The organism is Telluria mixta (assembly GCF_029223865.1).
Classification (GTDB): Bacteria; Pseudomonadota; Gammaproteobacteria; order Burkholderiales; family Burkholderiaceae_D; genus Telluria; species Telluria mixta.
In genome coordinates this window covers 7,373,404-7,389,438 of the sequence record NZ_CP119520.1, presented here as the reverse complement: position 1 = coordinate 7,389,438, position 16,035 = coordinate 7,373,404, and the positions used below count along the sequence as shown (strand labels likewise).

Below are 16,035 nucleotides of genomic sequence, written 5' to 3'. Positions count from 1 at the left end.
AACGGGAGCATTCCAAACGGAAATTATCGAGGGCAGGGTGGAAGCATACTTGAGTTCAATCGATCACCCCGCCTGAGCGAGCGCAAACCGCTCATGCAGTACGGGTAACATCATGGAGCGCATGACGTAACGAGACAGGTGACGACATGGCCGATTCGATGGTGTGCACCGAACCCCTTGCGCGCCTGCGCGACATCCGCCGGCTCGTGCACGAGAACAACCGGTCCTGCCTGCCGGATGAACTGATCGTGTGCCAGATCTACATGGAGTCGCGCTTCGACGCGTGCGCCCGGGCTGAGGGCAGCAGTGCGCGGGGCCTGATGCAGCTGCTGAAGGTGGCGAACCGCGAACTGTTCCGGCTTGATAACCTGTGCAAGCCGCCGTCGCAGCGCTGTGCCGAGCCGGCGCTGTATGCCGAGGCAGATGCGTTTCATGCCAGCGCTGCCTTCATCGACGAGGCCACGAATATTCAGATGGGCACGCGTTATTTGCAGGCGTTGATCGACCGGGCCAGGCGTGAGCATGCGGCCGATCCGATCGCTGAGGCTTACATGGATTATCGGGGCGTCAGGAACGGGATCTACTACCGCAAGATTTGCGCGGCGGCGGAGAGGCTGAAGCGCGATCCGGACGATATCGGGGCGCTGCGGACATTGACTGCCTAATCGTGATAGTCGCGCAGCGGCCGGCAAGCCAGTCCGAAGTCGATGTGATAATGCTCGTCATGCCGGATCCAGGGATGTTCCTTCATGAACGGCATGATGTGTCGCAGTTCGACGCCATGCCGGCTGCTGTCGAACAGTCTTTCCGACAGGCGTGGGTCGAAGATGACGCGCCGGATTGTCAGACCATGACGGCGGGAGGTTATCGAAATTTGATACAGGTGTTCGGCCATCGCATCGAAGTCGATTCGATAGCCGGGAATGCGGCCCTGGTCGTCAAACTCGAGTGCGTAGCCATATTTGTTCGAGAGCGATGATGGCAAGGGTACAGAGCGACCTGCGTCATCCAGAACCGGCACCATGAAGTCGACGGAGAGACCTGCCTGGTGTGTCCGATGAGGGGATATCGGCCCGCCGTGTGCAAATCCGGTTTCTCCGTACACGTAGGTCTTGTCGGGTAACGTGGTTCGCACGTTCGCGTACGCTTCCAGCATGGCTTGGTGTACTCGGTCGTGAACGTAGGTTCGACCCATCTCGACACCCTTCGGGCTGTAGGCCGCGAAATTAACGCCTTGGGGCGGTAACTGCACGCCTCCCGAAAGCCGTCCCTTGCCGACGGTTCCGTAGCACGTGCTTGCAGCCGCCACGCCTGGCATGGACGCGGCGAATATGGAAACGACAATCGGCCACGGGATTTTCATAAATTCAGTTCTGGCATCTGGCGTTATCGGCGTGTTGTACGCACGCCAGGCTTCAATGCAATGTAGAACAGGTTTATTTGAAAACACACCCTTCAAATGACATATATTGTGTTCCTGAAGAGAACGCCAAATCACAAACGGCCTTGAATTTCGCGCCAGCTTGCAAGGCCTTTAGCTTATTTTCTTGGGCATCGTCGTCGGCAGTCAGCCTCGCTAATTCTTGCGAGCCAGCATGCGACCCAACTTTCAAAATCGAATCGCCACTCAGTGATTGGCTGATATCAAGCACTATGCCTGAAATTAGTACTTGTTTTGTGGTCTCCATAAGCTCTAGTGACGTATATCCGGCTTTTTCAAAACGTCCATAAAGTTTAACCAAATCGACTGCTTTTGGTGCCGACTCAGCTGTTGCCATGGAAGCTGCGAGGGTAACGCTTGCAGCCACGATGATTCTCTTAAACCGCATTGTGAGCTCCTTAATGTTTTAACGAAAAATATCTCCGTTAATTTTCGAGGATATTAACATTTCACCGCAAGGTTGCCGATACCGTTTATAGTGCTGCCCGTCTCTCCATCAAAATACTGTCCAGGTAAATCTGACTTATTTCCAAACCGCGTACTATGCGGGGCCTTTCGTAGCTTCTCAAATGTAGCTCGATCGCAAATGAGGGCCAACAACGGCTTGTAAGAGTCGGCGGCTATTAGAGCGCTCCGGACTTGCAACGAACTTCTTGACTGTAGTTATTAAATCAAAAGTCGCCAGTGACGAAACGCAAGTCTTTGCGTCATGCAGCGGTAGCAGATGGACTCTGCGCGTCGCAAAACGGCACAGCAGATAAGAGGGGGAGTGCAGCGCAAAAACAAAAAAGGCATCACGATCACTCGTAACGCCTTGATTTGCTACTGCTGAATTCTGGTAGGCCGTGCTGGGCTCGAACCAGCGACCAACGGATTAAAAGTCCGCTGCTCTACCAACTGAGCTAACGACCCGAAAGAAGCAAGATTATAGGGGGTAACTTCGGTCGTGTCAAACGGCTTACTTGAGCGCCGCCAGGCGGTCCTTGGCCGCCTGGGCCGCCGCGGAGTCCGGGAACTTCGACACGAGCTGCTGCAGGGCCTTCTTGGCGTTCTTCTTGTCCTTCAGCTCCGTGTAGCTGGAGGCGATGTTGAGCATGGCGTCCGGCGCCTTCGCGCTCGTGCCGTAGTTGGCGACGACGGCTTCCTGGGCAGCGATCGCGTTCTTGTAGTCGCGCTGGGCGTAATAGGCGTTGCCGAGCCAGTACTGGGCGTTGGCGGCGTAGGCCGAATCGGGGAAGCGGCGCACGAAATCCTGCAGGGCGCCGGCGGCGGCCTTGTAGTCGCCCGATTTGAACAGCTCCATCGCGGTGTCGTAGGTTTTCTTTTCGGACGGCAGGACTTCGGCCGTCTGCCCGTCGATCGTTTCCTGGCGCGGTTCGAGTTTCTTGATACGCGCATCGAGGTCCGCGTACAGGTCTTTCTGGTTCTTCTGGGCGTTGGCGACCTCGTTGGCGAGGACTTCGACCTGGCCGCGCAGGCGCGAGATTTCCTGCATGGTCTGTTCGTGCTGGTTCAGCATGTCGACGCCGATCGACTTGTCGGCCTTCGTGTCGACGCGGGCATTGATGTCGCGTGCCAGTGCATCGACCTTGGCGCGCAGGTCGAGGATCGCCTTGCGGGCTTCGTCGTCGTCGAGCAGGCCGGCATTGGCCTGCAGGGGCAGCCAGGCGGTCAGGGCGAGGGCGACGGCGGCGAGGCGGAACTGGGACAGTTTGATCATCATGACTTTTCTAGACCTATGAAAACTTGGGAATCCAAATGGAAACGGGGCGGGATGCAGTCTGCACCGCATCCCGCCCCGCTGTCAAATCTGCCGGGAGCGCCTGCTCCCAGGCAGCCGTGACAGCGTCCCGATTATTGGTAGACGATGTCGGCGCGGCGGTTTTCAGCCCAGGCGGCTTCGTCGTGGCCGGTGGCCTTCGGCTTTTCCTTGCCCAGCGAAACAGCTTCCATCTGGCTGTCCGAGACGCCCAGGGCAGCCATCGACTTGCGCACGGCTTCGGCGCGCTTCTGGCCCAGGGCCAGGTTGTATTCGGTGCCGCCGCGTTCGTCGGTGTTACCTTGGATCAGGATCTTGCGCTGCTTGTTCTTGCCAAGGTAAGCCGAGTGGTTCTCGACGACCGGCTTGCCGTCGTCACGGACAACGTAGCTGTCGAAGTCGAAGTACACGCTGCGGTTCGCGAGAACGCCTTTCGGGTCGTTCAGCGGGTCGACGGTCGCGGTTTCGACCGGACGGATCTCACGGGTGTCGGCCGGCGGGGTCGGTGCCTGGGCGACCGGCTTTTCTTCGACTTTCGGGGCTTCCTGCAGCTTGGTCGACGAGCATGCCGACAGCAGGGCGGCGGCAGCCACGATGAACGCTACACTTTTTACATTACGCATGGTTTTTCTCCTGGTCAAAAAGTTTTTACTTCATAAACGGGCCCCAGCTGGGCTCCCGAATGTTTCCCGCCTGGGTGCTCAAGCGCTGCTTGACGCGTCCGTCGACCGACACGACGGCCAATGCAGTGCGTCCCCCACCCTTCGTCGCATACATGATGTATTTGCCGTTCGGCGAAAAACTCGGTTCGGTGGCCCCATCGGCCAAGCGTTGTTCCTGACCGGAAGCCAGGTCCATCGCATACAGGGAAAAACCCCCATCGCGTTGCGAAATCCACGCCAGCGTCTTGCCGTCCGGGGATACACGAGGGCTGATATTGTAGTTGCCGTTGAACGTGACGCGGGTTGCCTGCCCGCCGTTCACGCTCATCTTGTAGATCTGCGGGCCGCCGCTGCGGTCGCTGGTGAAGTAAATCGACTGGCCGTCGTGCGAGAACTGCGGCTCGGTGTCGATGCCGTTGCTGTTCGATACGCGACGCAGGCCGCTGCCATCCGCGTTCACGACCCAGATTTGCGTATTGCCGGTCTTCGACAGGGCGAGGGCCAGCTTCGTGCCGTCCGGCGACCAGGCCGGTGCGGAGTTGTTGCCCTTCTCGTTGGCGACGACGGTACGCTGGCCCGTCACCAGGTTCTGCACATAGATCACGGGCTTGCGCAGTTCGAACGAGACGTATGCGACCTTCGTGCCGTCCGGCGACCACGACGGCGAGATGATCGGCTCGCGGCCATGCGCGGCGACTTGTTCGCCTTCGCCGTCCGCATCCGCCACAACGAGCTTGTAGTCGCGCGAGGCCGGGTCCTGCTTCACGTACGTGATGCGGGTCGAGAAGATGCCGCGCACGCCGGTCAGTTTTTCATAGACGTCGTCGGCGATGCGGTGGCCTTCCAGGCGCGTGTTGCGCGCGGTGACGGCATCCGACAGTTGCGACAGCTGCGACTGCTTGACGGTGTCGAGCAGTTTATAACGCACCTGGAAGCGGCCGTCCGCGAGACGCTGCACGGAGCCCACGACGAGCGCGTCGGCACCGCTGGCCTTGAAGGCGGCCAGGTCGATGTTGGCGGTGTCGGAAATGGTCTGGCGCGCGTCGATGACCTTGAATACGCCGCTGCGTTCAAGGTCGGCGCGGATGATGGCGGACACCTGTTCGGGTGCCACCGACTCGTCGGCGAATGCCGCGACTGCGACCGGGATTTGGTTGCTGCCCACGCCGGCGATTTCGACTTTCAGCTGGGCATGTGCAGCCACGCCCATCAGGAGGGTGGCCGAAAACAGCAGGGTATGTAGTTTCTTCATGTTTCTCTCAGCAATGGTTAAGGTCGGAACGCGATCACTGCAGATCCTTCATATGGAACTCGATCACGAGGGAACGCTCTACCGTACCATCTTTCTTCTTGGGCAGTGGGGACGATTTGGTGATGCCCTTTTCGACCGCATCGTCGAATGACGGCACGCCACTGCTCTTGATCTTCTTGACCGAAATGATCTCGCCGGTCGGCAACTGCTCGACGCGGAAAGTCGCCGTCGGATTGCCCGGTTCGTCGAGGCTGCCCGCATACGACGTATTGCCTTTCACCTTGGCCGTGATAGCCGCGGTATAGCCCTTGTCGATGCGCGGCGCCGTCGATTTCTCGGCCGTGCCGGTGCTGGTCGGATTGCCGGCCGCGCCCGTGATGCGGCGCATTTCCTCGGCGCGTGCAGCGTCCAGTTTCTTCTGTTCTTCGGCGGCCTTTTTCTTCTTGTCGGCTTCCTCTTTCTTTTTCTTTTCCGCGTCTTCTTTTTTCTTCTTCTCGGCTTCTTTCTTTTCAGCGTCGGCCTTGGCCTTCTTCTCTTCGAGTTCGCGTTCCTTCTTCTCGGCGAGTGCCTTCGCTTTCTTTTCTTCCGCGCGCTTCTGTTCCGCGAGTTCACGCTCGCGCTCTTCCTCGATCTGCTTGCGCTTCAATTCTTCCTTGCGCTTCTTCTCGCGCTCGAGGGCGATGTCCGGCGCCTTCGGCTGCGGCTTCTCGACGACGGGCGGCGGCGGCTCCACGGCTTTCGGCGCGGGTTGCGGCGGCGGGGTCTCCGGTTCGGGTTCCGGCTCGGGTGCGGGGGCGGGCGGCGGGGCGGCGGTCTGCGTCGTCACGTCCCAGATTTCCGCTTCGACGGCGACCGGCGCATTGTTCTGCCAGCTCACGCCGATCCACAGGAACGCCAGCAACATGGCGTGCACGCCCACCGCCAGGCCGATGGCCGGCCAGCGGTTCGGTTCAGGCGGCACGTGATAAGGCGCGCCGTTGCTGTTGCCGATGTTGGTCTGCTTCGTTGCTGACATCAGTTCGTCTTCACTTCGTGGCCAGGCCGACGCGGTTGATACCCATCTTCTTGGCTTCGGAAATCAGCTGGATGACGTCATCGTATTTGCTGTCGCGGTCGCCAGCTATCAAGACCGGATAATCCGGATGCTCGGCATGGAGGTCGCGCAGGCGCGTGACGAGCGTCGAACGGCTCGATACGTCTTCCAGCGGCTGCGGATTCTTGCCCGTGATGCCGATCTGCAGCTGGGCGTTTTCCCGGATCGCGATCTGGATGTAGTCGTCCGGCGGCTGCGTCGAGCGCTCGGCGCTGGGCAGCTTGATCTCGCTGGGGTTCTGCGTCGGCGGCACCGCCATGAAGATGATGAGCAGCACCAGCATCACGTCGATGTACGGCACGACGTTGATCTCGGACTTGAGCTTGCGACGGCTGCCCCGCAGGCTGCTGTTGAAGGCCATGTCGGTTCCTCGGGCGGCGATCAGCGCGACTGGCGCTGCAGGATGTTCGAGAATTCCTCGACGAAGCTTTCGAAGCGGATCGCGAGGCGGTCGATGTCGTGGGTGAAGCGGTTGTACGCGACCACGGCCGGAATGGCGGCGAACAGGCCGATGGCCGTGGCGATCAGCGCTTCGGCGATGCCGGGCGCAACCGTGGCTAGCGTGGCCTGCTGGACGTTCGCCAGGCCGCGGAACGCATTCATGATGCCCCAGACAGTACCCAGCAGGCCGATGTACGGCGAGACGGAGCCGACGGACGCCAGGAAGTTCAGGTGCGTGTCCATCTGGTCGAGTTCGCGGTGGAAGGCGGCGCGCATCGCGCGGCGGGCGCCATCCAGCACCGCGCCCATGTCGAGCGCATCGCGCGACGCCTGCTTGCCCTTGATGAACTCGCCCATGCCGGCTTCGAAGATGCGTGCCAGCGGACCGCTCTGGTCGCGCTGGCTGCTGGCACTCTGGTGCAAGGTGTGCAGGTTGCCGCCGGCCCAGAAGCTGCGTTCGAACTGTTCCGTCTGGCGACGCGCCGCGCGGATCGCGAACAGTTTGCGGAAAATATAAGTCCAGCTCATGAGCGAAATCGCGAACAGCAGGGCCATCAGCAACTGCACCAGCACGTGGGCATGGCGGATCAGTTCAATGAATGAGAGGTCTTGGACTGCGTTCATTGGATATATATTTGGTCAAATGGATGATCAGGCGGCACGCATTTTAGCAGCGGCAAGGTCGGGGAGGGTACGCGGGCGCATCGTCACGGCATCGACGCAGGCGACTTTCACGTCGGCGCTCGACAGCAGCGTGTCGCCGCGCCAGGCTTGCTGGGCGAACTGGACGGACGCGCGGCCCAGCTTTTCCACCTTCAGGGTCACTTTCACTTCATCGTCCAGGCGCGCGGACGCGACATAGTCGATGCTGGCATTGCTCACGACGAAGATTGCCCCGGCCTGGTCGCGCAGGGCTTGCTGATCGATGCCGAGCGCGCGCAGCCATTCGGTGCGCGCACGTTCGAAAAACTTCAGGTAATTGGCGTAATAAACGATGCCGCCGGCGTCCGTATCCTCGTAATAGACGCGAACTGTCCAGGTGAAAACTGAAGGCATTTCAGCTGCCATAAATGAAAATGGGAAACATTTTACGTCATTTCACCCCGCTATATGTGCGTCAGGGTACATATACATAGGTATGAGTGGCAGGCGTGAGAATGTGAGAGGCTCATGCCAAGCCAGCAACTGTAGCACTTTTTCATTTTGCACGGCGCCGCTGTTACAAAGCGAAAACAATTTGTTCGCCGGTCGGCCGATTTTTGTGCTTGCAGAAATATCAGCCCGGGTTGCGCTTGATGTTGAGGGGACCGTAGCCCTGGCAGGTCGGCATCATCTCGATGTGGTTGATGTTGACGTGCGGCGGCAGGGACGCGATCCAATACGCGGTCTCGGCAATGTCTTCGGCCGTCAGCGGCTGCGTGCCCTCGTAGACTTTCGCCGCGGCCGCGTCGTCGCGCAGGCGCACGTTCGAGAATTCGGTGCCGCCGCACAGGCCCGGCGCGATATTCGTCGCGCGCACGCCGGTGCCGACGAGGTCGGCGCGCAGGTTCAGGGTGAACTGTTCGACGAATGCCTTGGTGGCGCCGTACACGTTCCCGCCGGGATACGGGGTGCGGCCGGCCACGGAGCCGATGTTGATGACGAGGCCGCTGCCGCGCTCGACCATCGCGGGCAGCAGGGCGTGCGTCATCGTGACGAGGCCCTTGATGTTCGTGGCGATCATCGTTTCCCAGTCTTCCAGCGGCACCTCATAGGCCGGTTTCGTGTTCAGGGCCAGGCCGGCATTGTTGATCAGGACGTCGATCTGGCGCCAGGATTGCGGCAGCATCGACAACGCTTCCTCGATCGAGTTCTTGTCGGTGACGTCCATCGTGATCGGCAGGGCCGACTCGCCCAGTTCCCTGGCCAGGACATCCAGTCGGTCCTTGCGGCGCGCCGCCAGCACTACCTGGTGGCCGTTCTTGACGAAAGTGCGCGCCATGGCGGCGCCGAATCCGGCCGATGCGCCGGTGATGAAAACGATCATTTTGGTTTTTGCCTGGCAGGTTGTAACCGTGAGATTGTAGCTGAAATGACCATCCTGGGCAGCGCCGGAGGCCGGGTTGCCAGGTCGGCATCGGTTTCCTTGCCTGCCAGCGGCACAATCCCGTACAATCCGGAGTTCCATTTACATCTCACGTGACTGGCGAAAACCGTGCGCTGCCGTCCGATCAGGAGCGATCGGCCTGCCGGCGCGTGGCGAAGGTGGGCACCCACCGGGGAACGTGAGATTTCAAACTTGCCGTTCGCCTGGGCAGCCACCGACTGGTACGCGTTGGTATCGCGGCTGCCCCGCATGTGTTTCGGCTCCCGCCTGTTCAGCGCTGACCGTTGCCTGGTTCTCTTATCGATTGGAGTTTTTTCATGTTTGCAAAAGATCACACGCTCGCCAAGGTTGACCCGGAACTGTTTGATGCCATCCAGAAGGAAAACAAGCGCCAGCAGGACCACATCGAGCTGATCGCATCCGAGAACTACACGTCGCCGGCCGTGATGCAGGCCCAGGGCTCGCAACTGACCAACAAGTACGCCGAAGGCTATCCGGGCAAGCGCTACTACGGCGGCTGCGAATACGTCGACGTCGCCGAGCAGCTGGCGATCGACCGCGTGAAGGAACTGTTCGGCGCCGAAGCCGCGAACGTCCAGCCGAATTCGGGTTCGCAGGCGAACCAGGGCGTGTTCTTCGCGATGCTGAAGCCGGGCGACACCATCATGGGCATGTCGCTGGCCGAAGGCGGCCACCTGACCCACGGCATGGCGCTGAACATGTCGGGCAAGTGGTTCAACGTCATCTCCTACGGCCTGACCGAGCAGGAAGACATCGACTACGAGCAGATGGAACGCCTGGCGCGCGAGCACAAGCCGAAGCTGATCATCGCCGGCGCGTCCGCCTTCGCCCTGCGCATCGACTTCGAGCGCTTCGCCCGCATCGCGAAGGAAGTCGGCGCGTACTTCATGGTCGACATGGCCCACTACGCCGGCCTGATCGCCGCCGGTGAATACCCGAACCCGGTCCCGCACGCCGACTTCGTCACGTCGACGACGCACAAGTCGCTGCGCGGCCCGCGCGGCGGCATCATCCTGATGAAGGCCGAGCACGAGAAGGCCATCAACTCCGCGATCTTCCCGGGCATCCAGGGTGGTCCGCTGATGCACGTGATCGCCGGTAAAGCGGTCGCCTTCAAGGAAGCGCTGACGCCGGAATTCAAGGCGTACCAGCAGCAGGTCGTCAAGAACGCCAAGGCACTGGCCGACACGCTGATCGCACGCGGCCTGCGCATCGTCTCGGGCCGTACCGAGTCGCACGTGATGCTCGTCGACCTGCGTTCGAAAGGCCTCACCGGCAAGGAAGCGGAAGCCATCCTCGGCCAGGCTCACATGACCTGCAACAAGAACGGCATCCCGAACGACCCGCAGAAGCCGTTCGTGACGTCGGGCATCCGCCTGGGCAGCCCGGCCTTCACGACCCGCGGCTTCAAGGAAGAGGACGCCGTCAAGGTCGGCAACCTGATCGCCGACGTGCTGGACAACCCGCACGACGCCGCGACCATCGACCGCGTCAAGGCCGAAGTGAAGCAACTGACCGACAAATACCCGGTCTACGAAGCGTAATGCGATAGCGGGGCGCCCATGCGGCGCCCCATTGACCCCATGAAATGTCCGTTCTGTCAGCATGACGACACCCAGGTCCTCGATACCCGCGTATCCGAGGAAGGCGATGCCATCCGGCGCCGCCGCCGCTGCGTCGCGTGCGACAAGCGTTTCACCACGTACGAGCGGATCGAGCTCTCGATGCCGTTCATCGTCAAGAAGAACGGCAGCCGTACCGAATACGAATCCTCCAAGCTGCGCGGCAGCCTGATGCTCGCACTGCGCAAGCGTCCCGTGGCGGCCGAAGCCATCGACCGCGCCGTGGCCTCCATCGAAGAAAAACTCCTCACCAGCGGCCGGCGCGAAGTCGATACCGGCCATGTCGGCGAACTGGTGATGCAGGAACTCAAGCGTCTCGACAAGATCGCCTACATCCGTTTCGCGTCCGTCTACAAGAACTTCGAAGACCTGGCCGAGTTCCAGGAAGCCATCGCCGAAGTGGGCCAGCCGCGCAAATAAGCGCGTCATCTTTCCCGGTTTTTAGTTCCATCTCCACGGTTGAGTCGCCACACGGCTCGCCGAAGCTCGACTGTTACCTTTTCAGCTCTTTCAATCGAAACGCTGGAGGTCGTCGATGCGGTCGCTGTCGGGTTCGCCATTGCGCGTGTCGGCCGGATTCACGTTGGTCGAGGTGCTTGTCGCCCTGTTCGTCGTCGCCCTCGGCATTGCCGGCGCGGCCGCGCTGCAGACGCTGGCCGTGCGCGCCGCGCGCGACGCCGCACGCCTGTCCGACGGCACCCGTCTGGCCCGCTCGCTGGCCGAGCGCATGCGCGCCAATCCCCGTGCGCTGGCCCAGCCCGATAATCCCTATCTCCACCTCGATTACGACGCAGGCAGCGGCGCACTGGCCGCGCCCACCCTGTGCTATGCGGACGCGGACTGCGACGCGGACGAACTGGCGCGCCTGGATGTGTTCGAAGTGGCCGACGCCGTGGCCGCCAATTTTCCCGGCGGACGCATCCGCGTATGCCGCGACGCGAGCGAGCCGGATGCCGCCGGCGTGCTGCCCTGGACCTGTGATCCGGAAGACGGGGCGCCGGTTGTCGTCAAGCTCGGCTGGCGCGCCCAGGGCGACAGCGAGACCGGCGCGCCGAAGGTGATGATGCCGCTGGCGGGAGCGGCGCCATGAGCCTGCTGATCCGGCAGCGCGGCATGACCTTGGTCGAGCTGATGGTGGCGCTGGCCATCGGCCTCGGCATCGTGCTGATGGCCGGACGCCTGCTCGTGCTCGCGAACGGCGCGTACGCGGCCCAGATCGAGTCGGCCGGGGTGGAGGATGGCGGACGCTTCGCCATCGATCTCATCGGCCGTGCCGTGCGCCATGCCGGCGCCGTGGATACCGACATGGTGGCCGATCCCGCCGCGGACAGTGCACCCGCCCGCCTTGCGGGACTGGATGCGCGCACATTGTCCCGTGCCACGGCCGGCATCGACGATCCGCTGCCGGCGGCCGTCAACGGCAGCGACGTGCTGGCCGTCCGTTTTCCCGGCGACAGCGGCGGCGCCGTCGATTGCGCCGGCTTCCCGATCGCGGCGGGCGAGGAGGGCTGGAGCATCTTCTACGTGGCGCGCAACGGCGAAGGCGAGGCCGAGCTGCGCTGCAAATACCGCGGCGCTGCACACTGGAGCGCGGATGCCGTAGTGAGCGGCGTGGACGGTTTCCAGGTGCTGTACGGCGTGGACACGGACGACCCGCCGGACGGCGTCGCCAACCGCTATGTGAACGCGATGGCAATCGATGCCCTCGACGCCGGGTTGGCCGGCCTGCCTCCGGCCGAGTTCAACCGGCGGACGCACTGGAAGCGCGTCGTCGGCGTACGCGTGGGCCTGCTGCTGCACGGCAGTCGCCCCACGCGCATCGAGCCCGGCGGGGCGCGCTTCCACCTGTTGGGTACAGGGTATGCGGCCGCGGCCGGCACTGACGATCCCGGCAGCTCGCTCGACGAGGCCGGCATGACGCCGGACCAGCGGCGGCGCGAGCGGCGGCTGGTCACGTTCACCGTCGCGTTGCCGGCGCCGCCGTCATGAAGCCGACCGCATCCGAGCGCGGACTGGCCCTCGTCTGTGCGCTGACGTTGATGGTGGCGGCGATGGTGATCGGCGTGGCCATCACGCGCGGGGCGTTCGTCCTGCTGGCGTCCGCGCGCAACGAACGCGACCGCGACGTGGCACAGGCTGCGGCCGAGGCGGCCCTGCGCGACGCCGAGCACGACATCGCCGGCGCGGCGGGCGTGCCGCCGGGCCGTGCTGCGCATTTCGGTGCGGCCGGTGGCCACGTGTTCACGGATGACTGCGGGCAGGGCACGGACGACCTGGGCCTGTGCCGTGCGCGCTCACCGCCCGCGTGGCAGACGCTCGACCTCGCGGATGCGGAGAATCCGGCGCTCGTACCGTATGGGCGCTTCACGGGCGCCGCGCTGCCTGTCGGGCGCGGGGCGTTGCCCGCGCGGCTGCCGGCCTACGTCATCGAGCGTATCGCGCCGGCGGGTGCCACGGCGCAGATGGGCAGCTTTTACCGCGTTACGGCCATCGGGTTCGGGACCCGGACGTCGACACGGGTCGTATTGCAGTCGCTGGTCCGGCTGCCGCCGCCGGCGGAAGGCGCCGGAGGGGAGCACGGACATGGAAACGACGGTGATGAAGGACATGACGATGGCAACGATGATGCACACGGCCGCAACAGTGGAAACGGCAGCGGCGATCGGCCGCCCGCCCGGCCGCCGGAGCGCCGGCCGCCGGAGCGCCGGCTTCCGTCCGGCCGTATCGGCTGGCGCGAGATCGCGAACTGGGACGAGCTGCACGCCCATGCCGGGCCGTGACGCCGGATTCACGCTCGTCGAACTGATGATCGTGCTGGCCATCGTCTGCATCCTCGGCGCGCTCGCGTACCCGACCTACGCCGGCTACACCGTGCGCGTCAGGCGCGTCGAGGGCCAGGTGGCGCTGATCGACGCCATGCAGCGCCAGGAGCGCTACCACCTCCAGCACCATACGTATGTCGCGTTCTCGGCGGACGAGCCCGGCACGGACGGCTTCGCGTGGTGGTCGGGCGCCCGCGCGCCCGCAAGCGCCTACGAGCTCGATGCGCATGCCTGTCCCGACCGCGAGATCGGGGAATGCGTCGAGATCCGCGCCCGTCCCGGCACGGCACGGGTCGACGCGCGCTTCCGCGATCCCGACTGCGGCGCGCTGACGCTCGACAGCACCGGGCGCCAGGGTGCCGAACACGCGGAGGCGCGATGTTGGCCGTGACGTCCATGCACAGCCGCCCCCGGCGGGCGGATGGGGTGACGCTGCCCGAACTGTGCATCGTCCTGGCCGTGTCCGCCATCGTGCTGGGCATCGCCGTGCCGGACCTGCGCGACCTCGTACGCGCGCAGCAGCTGAAGGCGGCCACCGGCGACCTGTTCGCGGCGATCGACCTCGCGCGCGCGCAGGCGCTCGCGCGCGGGCGGCGCGTCAAGGTGGTGCCGCGCGATCCGCTGGGCGCCGACTGGCGAATGGGCTGGCAGGTCTTCGACGATCGCGACGGCGACGGCCATCCGGGTATGGACGAGCTGATCGCGGAGCACGGGCCGCTGGCGCCGGGCATTGCCGTCGACTTCGCTTTCACGAATGTCGCACGGCCGTACTATATCGCCTACAATGGCGCGGGACGCAGTTGCGCCGACGGTAACAGCGCGGCGGCGCGCTGGGGAACGGTGTCGCTGTTTCACGGCGGGCACATCCGCCGTATTAAAATCAACATGCTGGGCCGGGCGCGCGTGTGCGATCCGGCGCGCGATGGGGGTTGCGACGGCGCACCGGCGCCACCCTGAACCCGCGGCAACACAACGTAGCGAGACCGGAAACGAGAGTGCAGATACAGAGCGATACCGACGGCATGGCGCTGGCCCTGGAATGGGCGGCGAAGGGCATGTACATCACCGCGCCCAACCCGCGCATCGGCTGCGTGATCGTGCGCGACGGCACCGTCATCGGCGCCGGCCACACGCAGGCCGCGGGCCAGGCCCATGCCGAGATCCAGGCGTTGCGCGATGCCCAGGCGCGCGGCAACGACGTGCGCGGCGCTACCGCTTACGTTACGCTGGAGCCGTGCAGCCACTACGGCCGCACGCCGCCGTGCTCGAACGCGCTGATCCAGGCGGGGCTCGGCCGCGTCGTGGCGGCGATGGTCGACCCGAATCCGCTCGTCGCGGGGCGCGGCCTGGCGCAGCTGGAGGCGGCCGGGATCGAGGTCAGCGCGGGCCTGCTGGCCGAAGCGGCCCATGAATTGAATATCGGCTTCTTCATGCGCATGCGCCACGGGCGGCCGTGGGTTCGCCTGAAGACGGCGGCCAGCCTGGACGGCGTCACGGCGCTGGGCAACGGCGAGAGCCAGTGGATCACCAGCCCCCAGGCGCGCGCGGACGGCCACGCGTGGCGCGCGCGCGCGAGCGCGATCCTGACCGGCATCGGCACGATCAAGGTCGACAACCCGCAACTGACGGTGCGCGGCATCGACACGCCGCTGCAGCCGCGCCGGGTAATCGTCGACAGCCGCCTCGACATCGACCTCGACGCGTGCATCCTGCAGGGCGAGCCGTGCTGGATCGTGGCCGCCGTGCCGAATGCGGAGAAGGAAGCGGCGCTGCAGGCGATGGGGCACGAGATCATCCTGTTGCCGAACGCGTCCGGCAAGGTCGACCTGCCCGCACTGATGCGGGAGCTGGGGCGGCGCGAGATCAACGAATTGCATGTGGAGGCCGGGTCCAAGCTGAACGCGTCGCTCGTGCGCGAAGGCTGCGTGGACGAACTGCTCGTCTATCTCGCGCCCAGCCTCGTCGGCCCGGGGCAGGGGATGTTCGCGCTGCCGCCGCTCGCGCACCTGTGCGACAAGCTGCCGCTGCATTTCCACGGCGTGGCCCAGGTCGGGCCGGACCTGCGCATCCTGGCGCGTTTCAGGCCGGACGAGGATCCGAACCGCCACGCGTAACACGATACAAGTACTAGCAAAGGAAGAGACTTATGTTCACCGGAATCGTCGCTGCCGTCGGCAGCATCAAATCGGTCACCCCGCTCGCGGACGGCGCGGATGCCGGCGTGCGCCTCGACATCGACGCGGGCGGTCTGCCGCTGGCCGACGTCGCGCTGGGCGACTCGATCGCCATCAACGGCGCGTGCATGACCGTGGTCGAAAAGACGGACAGCGCCTTCGCCGTCGACGTCTCGCGCGAGAGCCTGAACCGCACCGTGGGCCTCGACCAGCCGGGCGAAGTGAACCTGGAAAAGGCGCTGACCTTGGCCGAGCGCCTCGGCGGCCACCTCGTGTCGGGCCACGTCGACGGCCTCGGCCAGGTGCACAGCTTCGAACAGGTGGGCGAGTCGTGGAAGCTCGTCGTCGATGCGCCGCGCGACCTGGGCAAGTACCTGGCCTATAAAGGTTCCGTCGTCGTCAACGGCGTGTCGCTGACCGTGAACAGCGTCGAGGACATCGACGGCGCGGGTCAAGCATGCTGCCGCTTCTCGATCAACCTGATCCCGCACACGATCGCCGTGACGACCTTGAAGCACCTGCGCGCCGGCGCCAGGGTCAATCTCGAAATCGACCTCATCGCGCGCTACGTGGAGCGCATGCTCAGCGCCGCCAAGGCCTGAGCGAATGGCGTAGACTGCCTGCTGGCATCCATGCCAGCGTAGCCGGCCTGTCCGTCTTTA

At 63.9% G+C, this 16,035-nt stretch carries 20 protein-coding genes, 1 tRNA gene and 1 riboswitch; of the genes, 10 read left to right on the top strand and 11 right to left on the bottom strand.

Annotated features, from left to right (window positions below; translation table 11 throughout):
• The first annotated feature begins 146 nt into the window (after nucleotides 1-146).
• Nucleotides 147-665: a lysozyme family protein gene (locus tag P0M04_RS32560; RefSeq protein ID WP_259452048.1), complete on the top strand. Its 519-nt coding sequence runs from the start codon at nucleotides 147-149 to the stop codon at nucleotides 663-665.
• On the opposite strand, the gene P0M04_RS32555 is transcribed toward P0M04_RS32560, so the two are convergent.
• The 11 genes from P0M04_RS32555 to P0M04_RS32505 all read right to left on the bottom strand — a co-directional run bounded on the left by P0M04_RS32555 (nucleotide 662) and on the right by P0M04_RS32505 (nucleotide 8,674).
• The gene (locus P0M04_RS32555) at nucleotides 662-1,363 is read right to left on the bottom strand and encodes a penicillin-insensitive murein endopeptidase (RefSeq protein WP_259452049.1); all 702 of its coding nucleotides are present in this window, start codon (nucleotides 1,361-1,363) and stop codon (nucleotides 662-664) included. The two genes, P0M04_RS32560 and P0M04_RS32555, sit on opposite strands and share 4 nt — an antisense overlap.
• A gap of 73 nt (nucleotides 1,364-1,436) precedes the next feature.
• A complete protein-coding gene (locus P0M04_RS32550; protein WP_259452050.1) occupies nucleotides 1,437-1,829 on the bottom strand; it encodes a hypothetical protein in 393 nt (130 codons plus the stop codon).
• A gap of 448 nt (nucleotides 1,830-2,277) precedes the next feature.
• Nucleotides 2,278-2,353 (bottom strand) — tRNA-Lys (locus tag P0M04_RS32545).
• A 46-nt stretch (nucleotides 2,354-2,399) separates the two neighbouring features.
• Nucleotides 2,400-3,161, bottom strand: a complete 762-nt coding sequence (gene ybgF, locus P0M04_RS32540; RefSeq protein ID WP_259452138.1) for a tol-pal system protein YbgF — start codon at nucleotides 3,159-3,161, stop codon at nucleotides 2,400-2,402.
• Between the two features lie 134 nt (nucleotides 3,162-3,295).
• Nucleotides 3,296-3,823: a peptidoglycan-associated lipoprotein Pal gene (gene pal, locus P0M04_RS32535; protein WP_259452051.1), complete on the bottom strand. Its 528-nt coding sequence runs from the start codon at nucleotides 3,821-3,823 to the stop codon at nucleotides 3,296-3,298.
• A gap of 25 nt (nucleotides 3,824-3,848) precedes the next feature.
• Nucleotides 3,849-5,114 (bottom strand): Tol-Pal system beta propeller repeat protein TolB, encoded by a 1,266-nt coding sequence (gene tolB, locus P0M04_RS32530; RefSeq protein ID WP_259452052.1) that lies wholly within the window; start codon nucleotides 5,112-5,114, stop codon nucleotides 3,849-3,851.
• Nucleotides 5,115-5,148: 34 nt separating this feature from the next.
• Nucleotides 5,149-6,129 carry a cell envelope integrity protein TolA gene (gene tolA, locus P0M04_RS32525; protein ID WP_259452053.1) on the bottom strand — a complete coding sequence of 327 codons (981 nt, stop codon included), beginning with the start codon at nucleotides 6,127-6,129 and terminating at the stop codon, nucleotides 5,149-5,151.
• Nucleotides 6,130-6,139: 10 nt separating this feature from the next.
• The gene (locus tag P0M04_RS32520) at nucleotides 6,140-6,568 is read right to left on the bottom strand and encodes a biopolymer transporter ExbD (RefSeq protein ID WP_259452054.1); all 429 of its coding nucleotides are present in this window, start codon (nucleotides 6,566-6,568) and stop codon (nucleotides 6,140-6,142) included.
• Between the two features lie 20 nt (nucleotides 6,569-6,588).
• On the bottom strand, nucleotides 6,589-7,272 hold the full coding sequence (gene tolQ, locus P0M04_RS32515) for a protein TolQ (RefSeq protein WP_036237603.1): 684 nt from the start codon (nucleotides 7,270-7,272) through the stop codon (nucleotides 6,589-6,591).
• A gap of 27 nt (nucleotides 7,273-7,299) precedes the next feature.
• Complete coding sequence (gene ybgC / locus P0M04_RS32510) at nucleotides 7,300-7,704, bottom strand: tol-pal system-associated acyl-CoA thioesterase (RefSeq protein WP_259452055.1); 405 nt, start codon at nucleotides 7,702-7,704, stop codon at nucleotides 7,300-7,302.
• 220 nt (nucleotides 7,705-7,924) lie between these two features.
• Complete coding sequence (locus P0M04_RS32505) at nucleotides 7,925-8,674, bottom strand: SDR family NAD(P)-dependent oxidoreductase (RefSeq protein WP_259452056.1); 750 nt, start codon at nucleotides 8,672-8,674, stop codon at nucleotides 7,925-7,927.
• Nucleotides 8,675-8,816: 142 nt separating this feature from the next.
• Nucleotides 8,817-8,950, top strand: a riboswitch (ZMP/ZTP riboswitch).
• A 101-nt stretch (nucleotides 8,951-9,051) separates the two neighbouring features.
• On the opposite strand from P0M04_RS32505, the gene glyA reads away from it, so the two are divergent.
• The 9 genes from glyA (at nucleotide 9,052) to P0M04_RS32460 (ending at nucleotide 15,975) form a co-directional block, all read left to right on the top strand.
• Nucleotides 9,052-10,299, top strand: a complete 1,248-nt coding sequence (gene glyA / locus P0M04_RS32500) for a serine hydroxymethyltransferase (protein WP_259452057.1) — start codon at nucleotides 9,052-9,054, stop codon at nucleotides 10,297-10,299.
• Between the two features lie 39 nt (nucleotides 10,300-10,338).
• Complete coding sequence (gene nrdR / locus P0M04_RS32495; RefSeq protein ID WP_259452139.1) at nucleotides 10,339-10,797, top strand: transcriptional regulator NrdR; 459 nt, start codon at nucleotides 10,339-10,341, stop codon at nucleotides 10,795-10,797.
• 115 nt (nucleotides 10,798-10,912) lie between these two features.
• Nucleotides 10,913-11,467, top strand: a complete 555-nt coding sequence (pilV, locus tag P0M04_RS32490; protein ID WP_259452058.1) for a type IV pilus modification protein PilV — start codon at nucleotides 10,913-10,915, stop codon at nucleotides 11,465-11,467.
• Nucleotides 11,464-12,366 carry a PilW family protein gene (locus tag P0M04_RS32485; protein WP_259452059.1) on the top strand — a complete coding sequence of 301 codons (903 nt, stop codon included), beginning with the start codon at nucleotides 11,464-11,466 and terminating at the stop codon, nucleotides 12,364-12,366. Before pilV ends, P0M04_RS32485 begins: the two co-directional genes overlap by 4 nt.
• A complete protein-coding gene (locus P0M04_RS32480) occupies nucleotides 12,363-13,157 on the top strand; it encodes a pilus assembly PilX family protein (protein WP_259452060.1) in 795 nt (264 codons plus the stop codon). The genes P0M04_RS32485 and P0M04_RS32480 overlap by 4 nt, the downstream gene beginning before the upstream one ends.
• Nucleotides 13,144-13,590, top strand: a complete 447-nt coding sequence (locus P0M04_RS32475; protein ID WP_259452061.1) for a type IV pilin protein — start codon at nucleotides 13,144-13,146, stop codon at nucleotides 13,588-13,590. Before P0M04_RS32480 ends, P0M04_RS32475 begins: the two co-directional genes overlap by 14 nt.
• Nucleotides 13,591-13,595: 5 nt before the next feature.
• Nucleotides 13,596-14,156: a GspH/FimT family pseudopilin gene (locus tag P0M04_RS32470; protein ID WP_259452062.1), complete on the top strand. Its 561-nt coding sequence runs from the start codon at nucleotides 13,596-13,598 to the stop codon at nucleotides 14,154-14,156.
• A 65-nt stretch (nucleotides 14,157-14,221) separates the two neighbouring features.
• On the top strand, nucleotides 14,222-15,313 hold the full coding sequence (gene ribD, locus P0M04_RS32465; protein ID WP_259452140.1) for a bifunctional diaminohydroxyphosphoribosylaminopyrimidine deaminase/5-amino-6-(5-phosphoribosylamino)uracil reductase RibD: 1,092 nt from the start codon (nucleotides 14,222-14,224) through the stop codon (nucleotides 15,311-15,313).
• Between the two features lie 32 nt (nucleotides 15,314-15,345).
• Complete coding sequence (locus P0M04_RS32460; RefSeq protein WP_259452063.1) at nucleotides 15,346-15,975, top strand: riboflavin synthase; 630 nt, start codon at nucleotides 15,346-15,348, stop codon at nucleotides 15,973-15,975.
• Nucleotides 15,976-16,035: the final 60 nt, after the last annotated feature.

Coding starts and splice junctions, on each gene's coding strand:
- pilV (WP_259452058.1), top strand. CDS start 10,913: ATGCGGTCGCTGTCGGGTTCGCCATTGCGCGTGTCGGCCGGATTCACG.
- P0M04_RS32555 (WP_259452049.1), bottom strand. CDS start 1,363: ATGAAAATCCCGTGGCCGATTGTCGTTTCCATATTCGCCGCGTCCATG.
- P0M04_RS32520 (WP_259452054.1), bottom strand. CDS start 6,568: ATGGCCTTCAACAGCAGCCTGCGGGGCAGCCGTCGCAAGCTCAAGTCC.
- ybgF (WP_259452138.1), bottom strand. CDS start 3,161: ATGATCAAACTGTCCCAGTTCCGCCTCGCCGCCGTCGCCCTCGCCCTG.
- P0M04_RS32550 (WP_259452050.1), bottom strand. CDS start 1,829: ATGCGGTTTAAGAGAATCATCGTGGCTGCAAGCGTTACCCTCGCAGCT.
- P0M04_RS32460 (WP_259452063.1), top strand. CDS start 15,346: ATGTTCACCGGAATCGTCGCTGCCGTCGGCAGCATCAAATCGGTCACC.
- P0M04_RS32470 (WP_259452062.1), top strand. CDS start 13,596: ATGCACAGCCGCCCCCGGCGGGCGGATGGGGTGACGCTGCCCGAACTG.
- tolA (WP_259452053.1), bottom strand. CDS start 6,129: ATGTCAGCAACGAAGCAGACCAACATCGGCAACAGCAACGGCGCGCCT.
- P0M04_RS32485 (WP_259452059.1), top strand. CDS start 11,464: ATGAGCCTGCTGATCCGGCAGCGCGGCATGACCTTGGTCGAGCTGATG.
- ribD (WP_259452140.1), top strand. CDS start 14,222: ATGGCGCTGGCCCTGGAATGGGCGGCGAAGGGCATGTACATCACCGCG.
- P0M04_RS32475 (WP_259452061.1), top strand. CDS start 13,144: ATGCCGGGCCGTGACGCCGGATTCACGCTCGTCGAACTGATGATCGTG.
- glyA (WP_259452057.1), top strand. CDS start 9,052: ATGTTTGCAAAAGATCACACGCTCGCCAAGGTTGACCCGGAACTGTTT.
- P0M04_RS32480 (WP_259452060.1), top strand. CDS start 12,363: ATGAAGCCGACCGCATCCGAGCGCGGACTGGCCCTCGTCTGTGCGCTG.
- tolB (WP_259452052.1), bottom strand. CDS start 5,114: ATGAAGAAACTACATACCCTGCTGTTTTCGGCCACCCTCCTGATGGGC.
- tolQ (WP_036237603.1), bottom strand. CDS start 7,272: ATGAACGCAGTCCAAGACCTCTCATTCATTGAACTGATCCGCCATGCC.
- P0M04_RS32560 (WP_259452048.1), top strand. CDS start 147: ATGGCCGATTCGATGGTGTGCACCGAACCCCTTGCGCGCCTGCGCGAC.
- ybgC (WP_259452055.1), bottom strand. CDS start 7,704: ATGCCTTCAGTTTTCACCTGGACAGTTCGCGTCTATTACGAGGATACG.
- pal (WP_259452051.1), bottom strand. CDS start 3,823: ATGCGTAATGTAAAAAGTGTAGCGTTCATCGTGGCTGCCGCCGCCCTG.
- P0M04_RS32505 (WP_259452056.1), bottom strand. CDS start 8,674: ATGATCGTTTTCATCACCGGCGCATCGGCCGGATTCGGCGCCGCCATG.
- nrdR (WP_259452139.1), top strand. CDS start 10,339: ATGAAATGTCCGTTCTGTCAGCATGACGACACCCAGGTCCTCGATACC.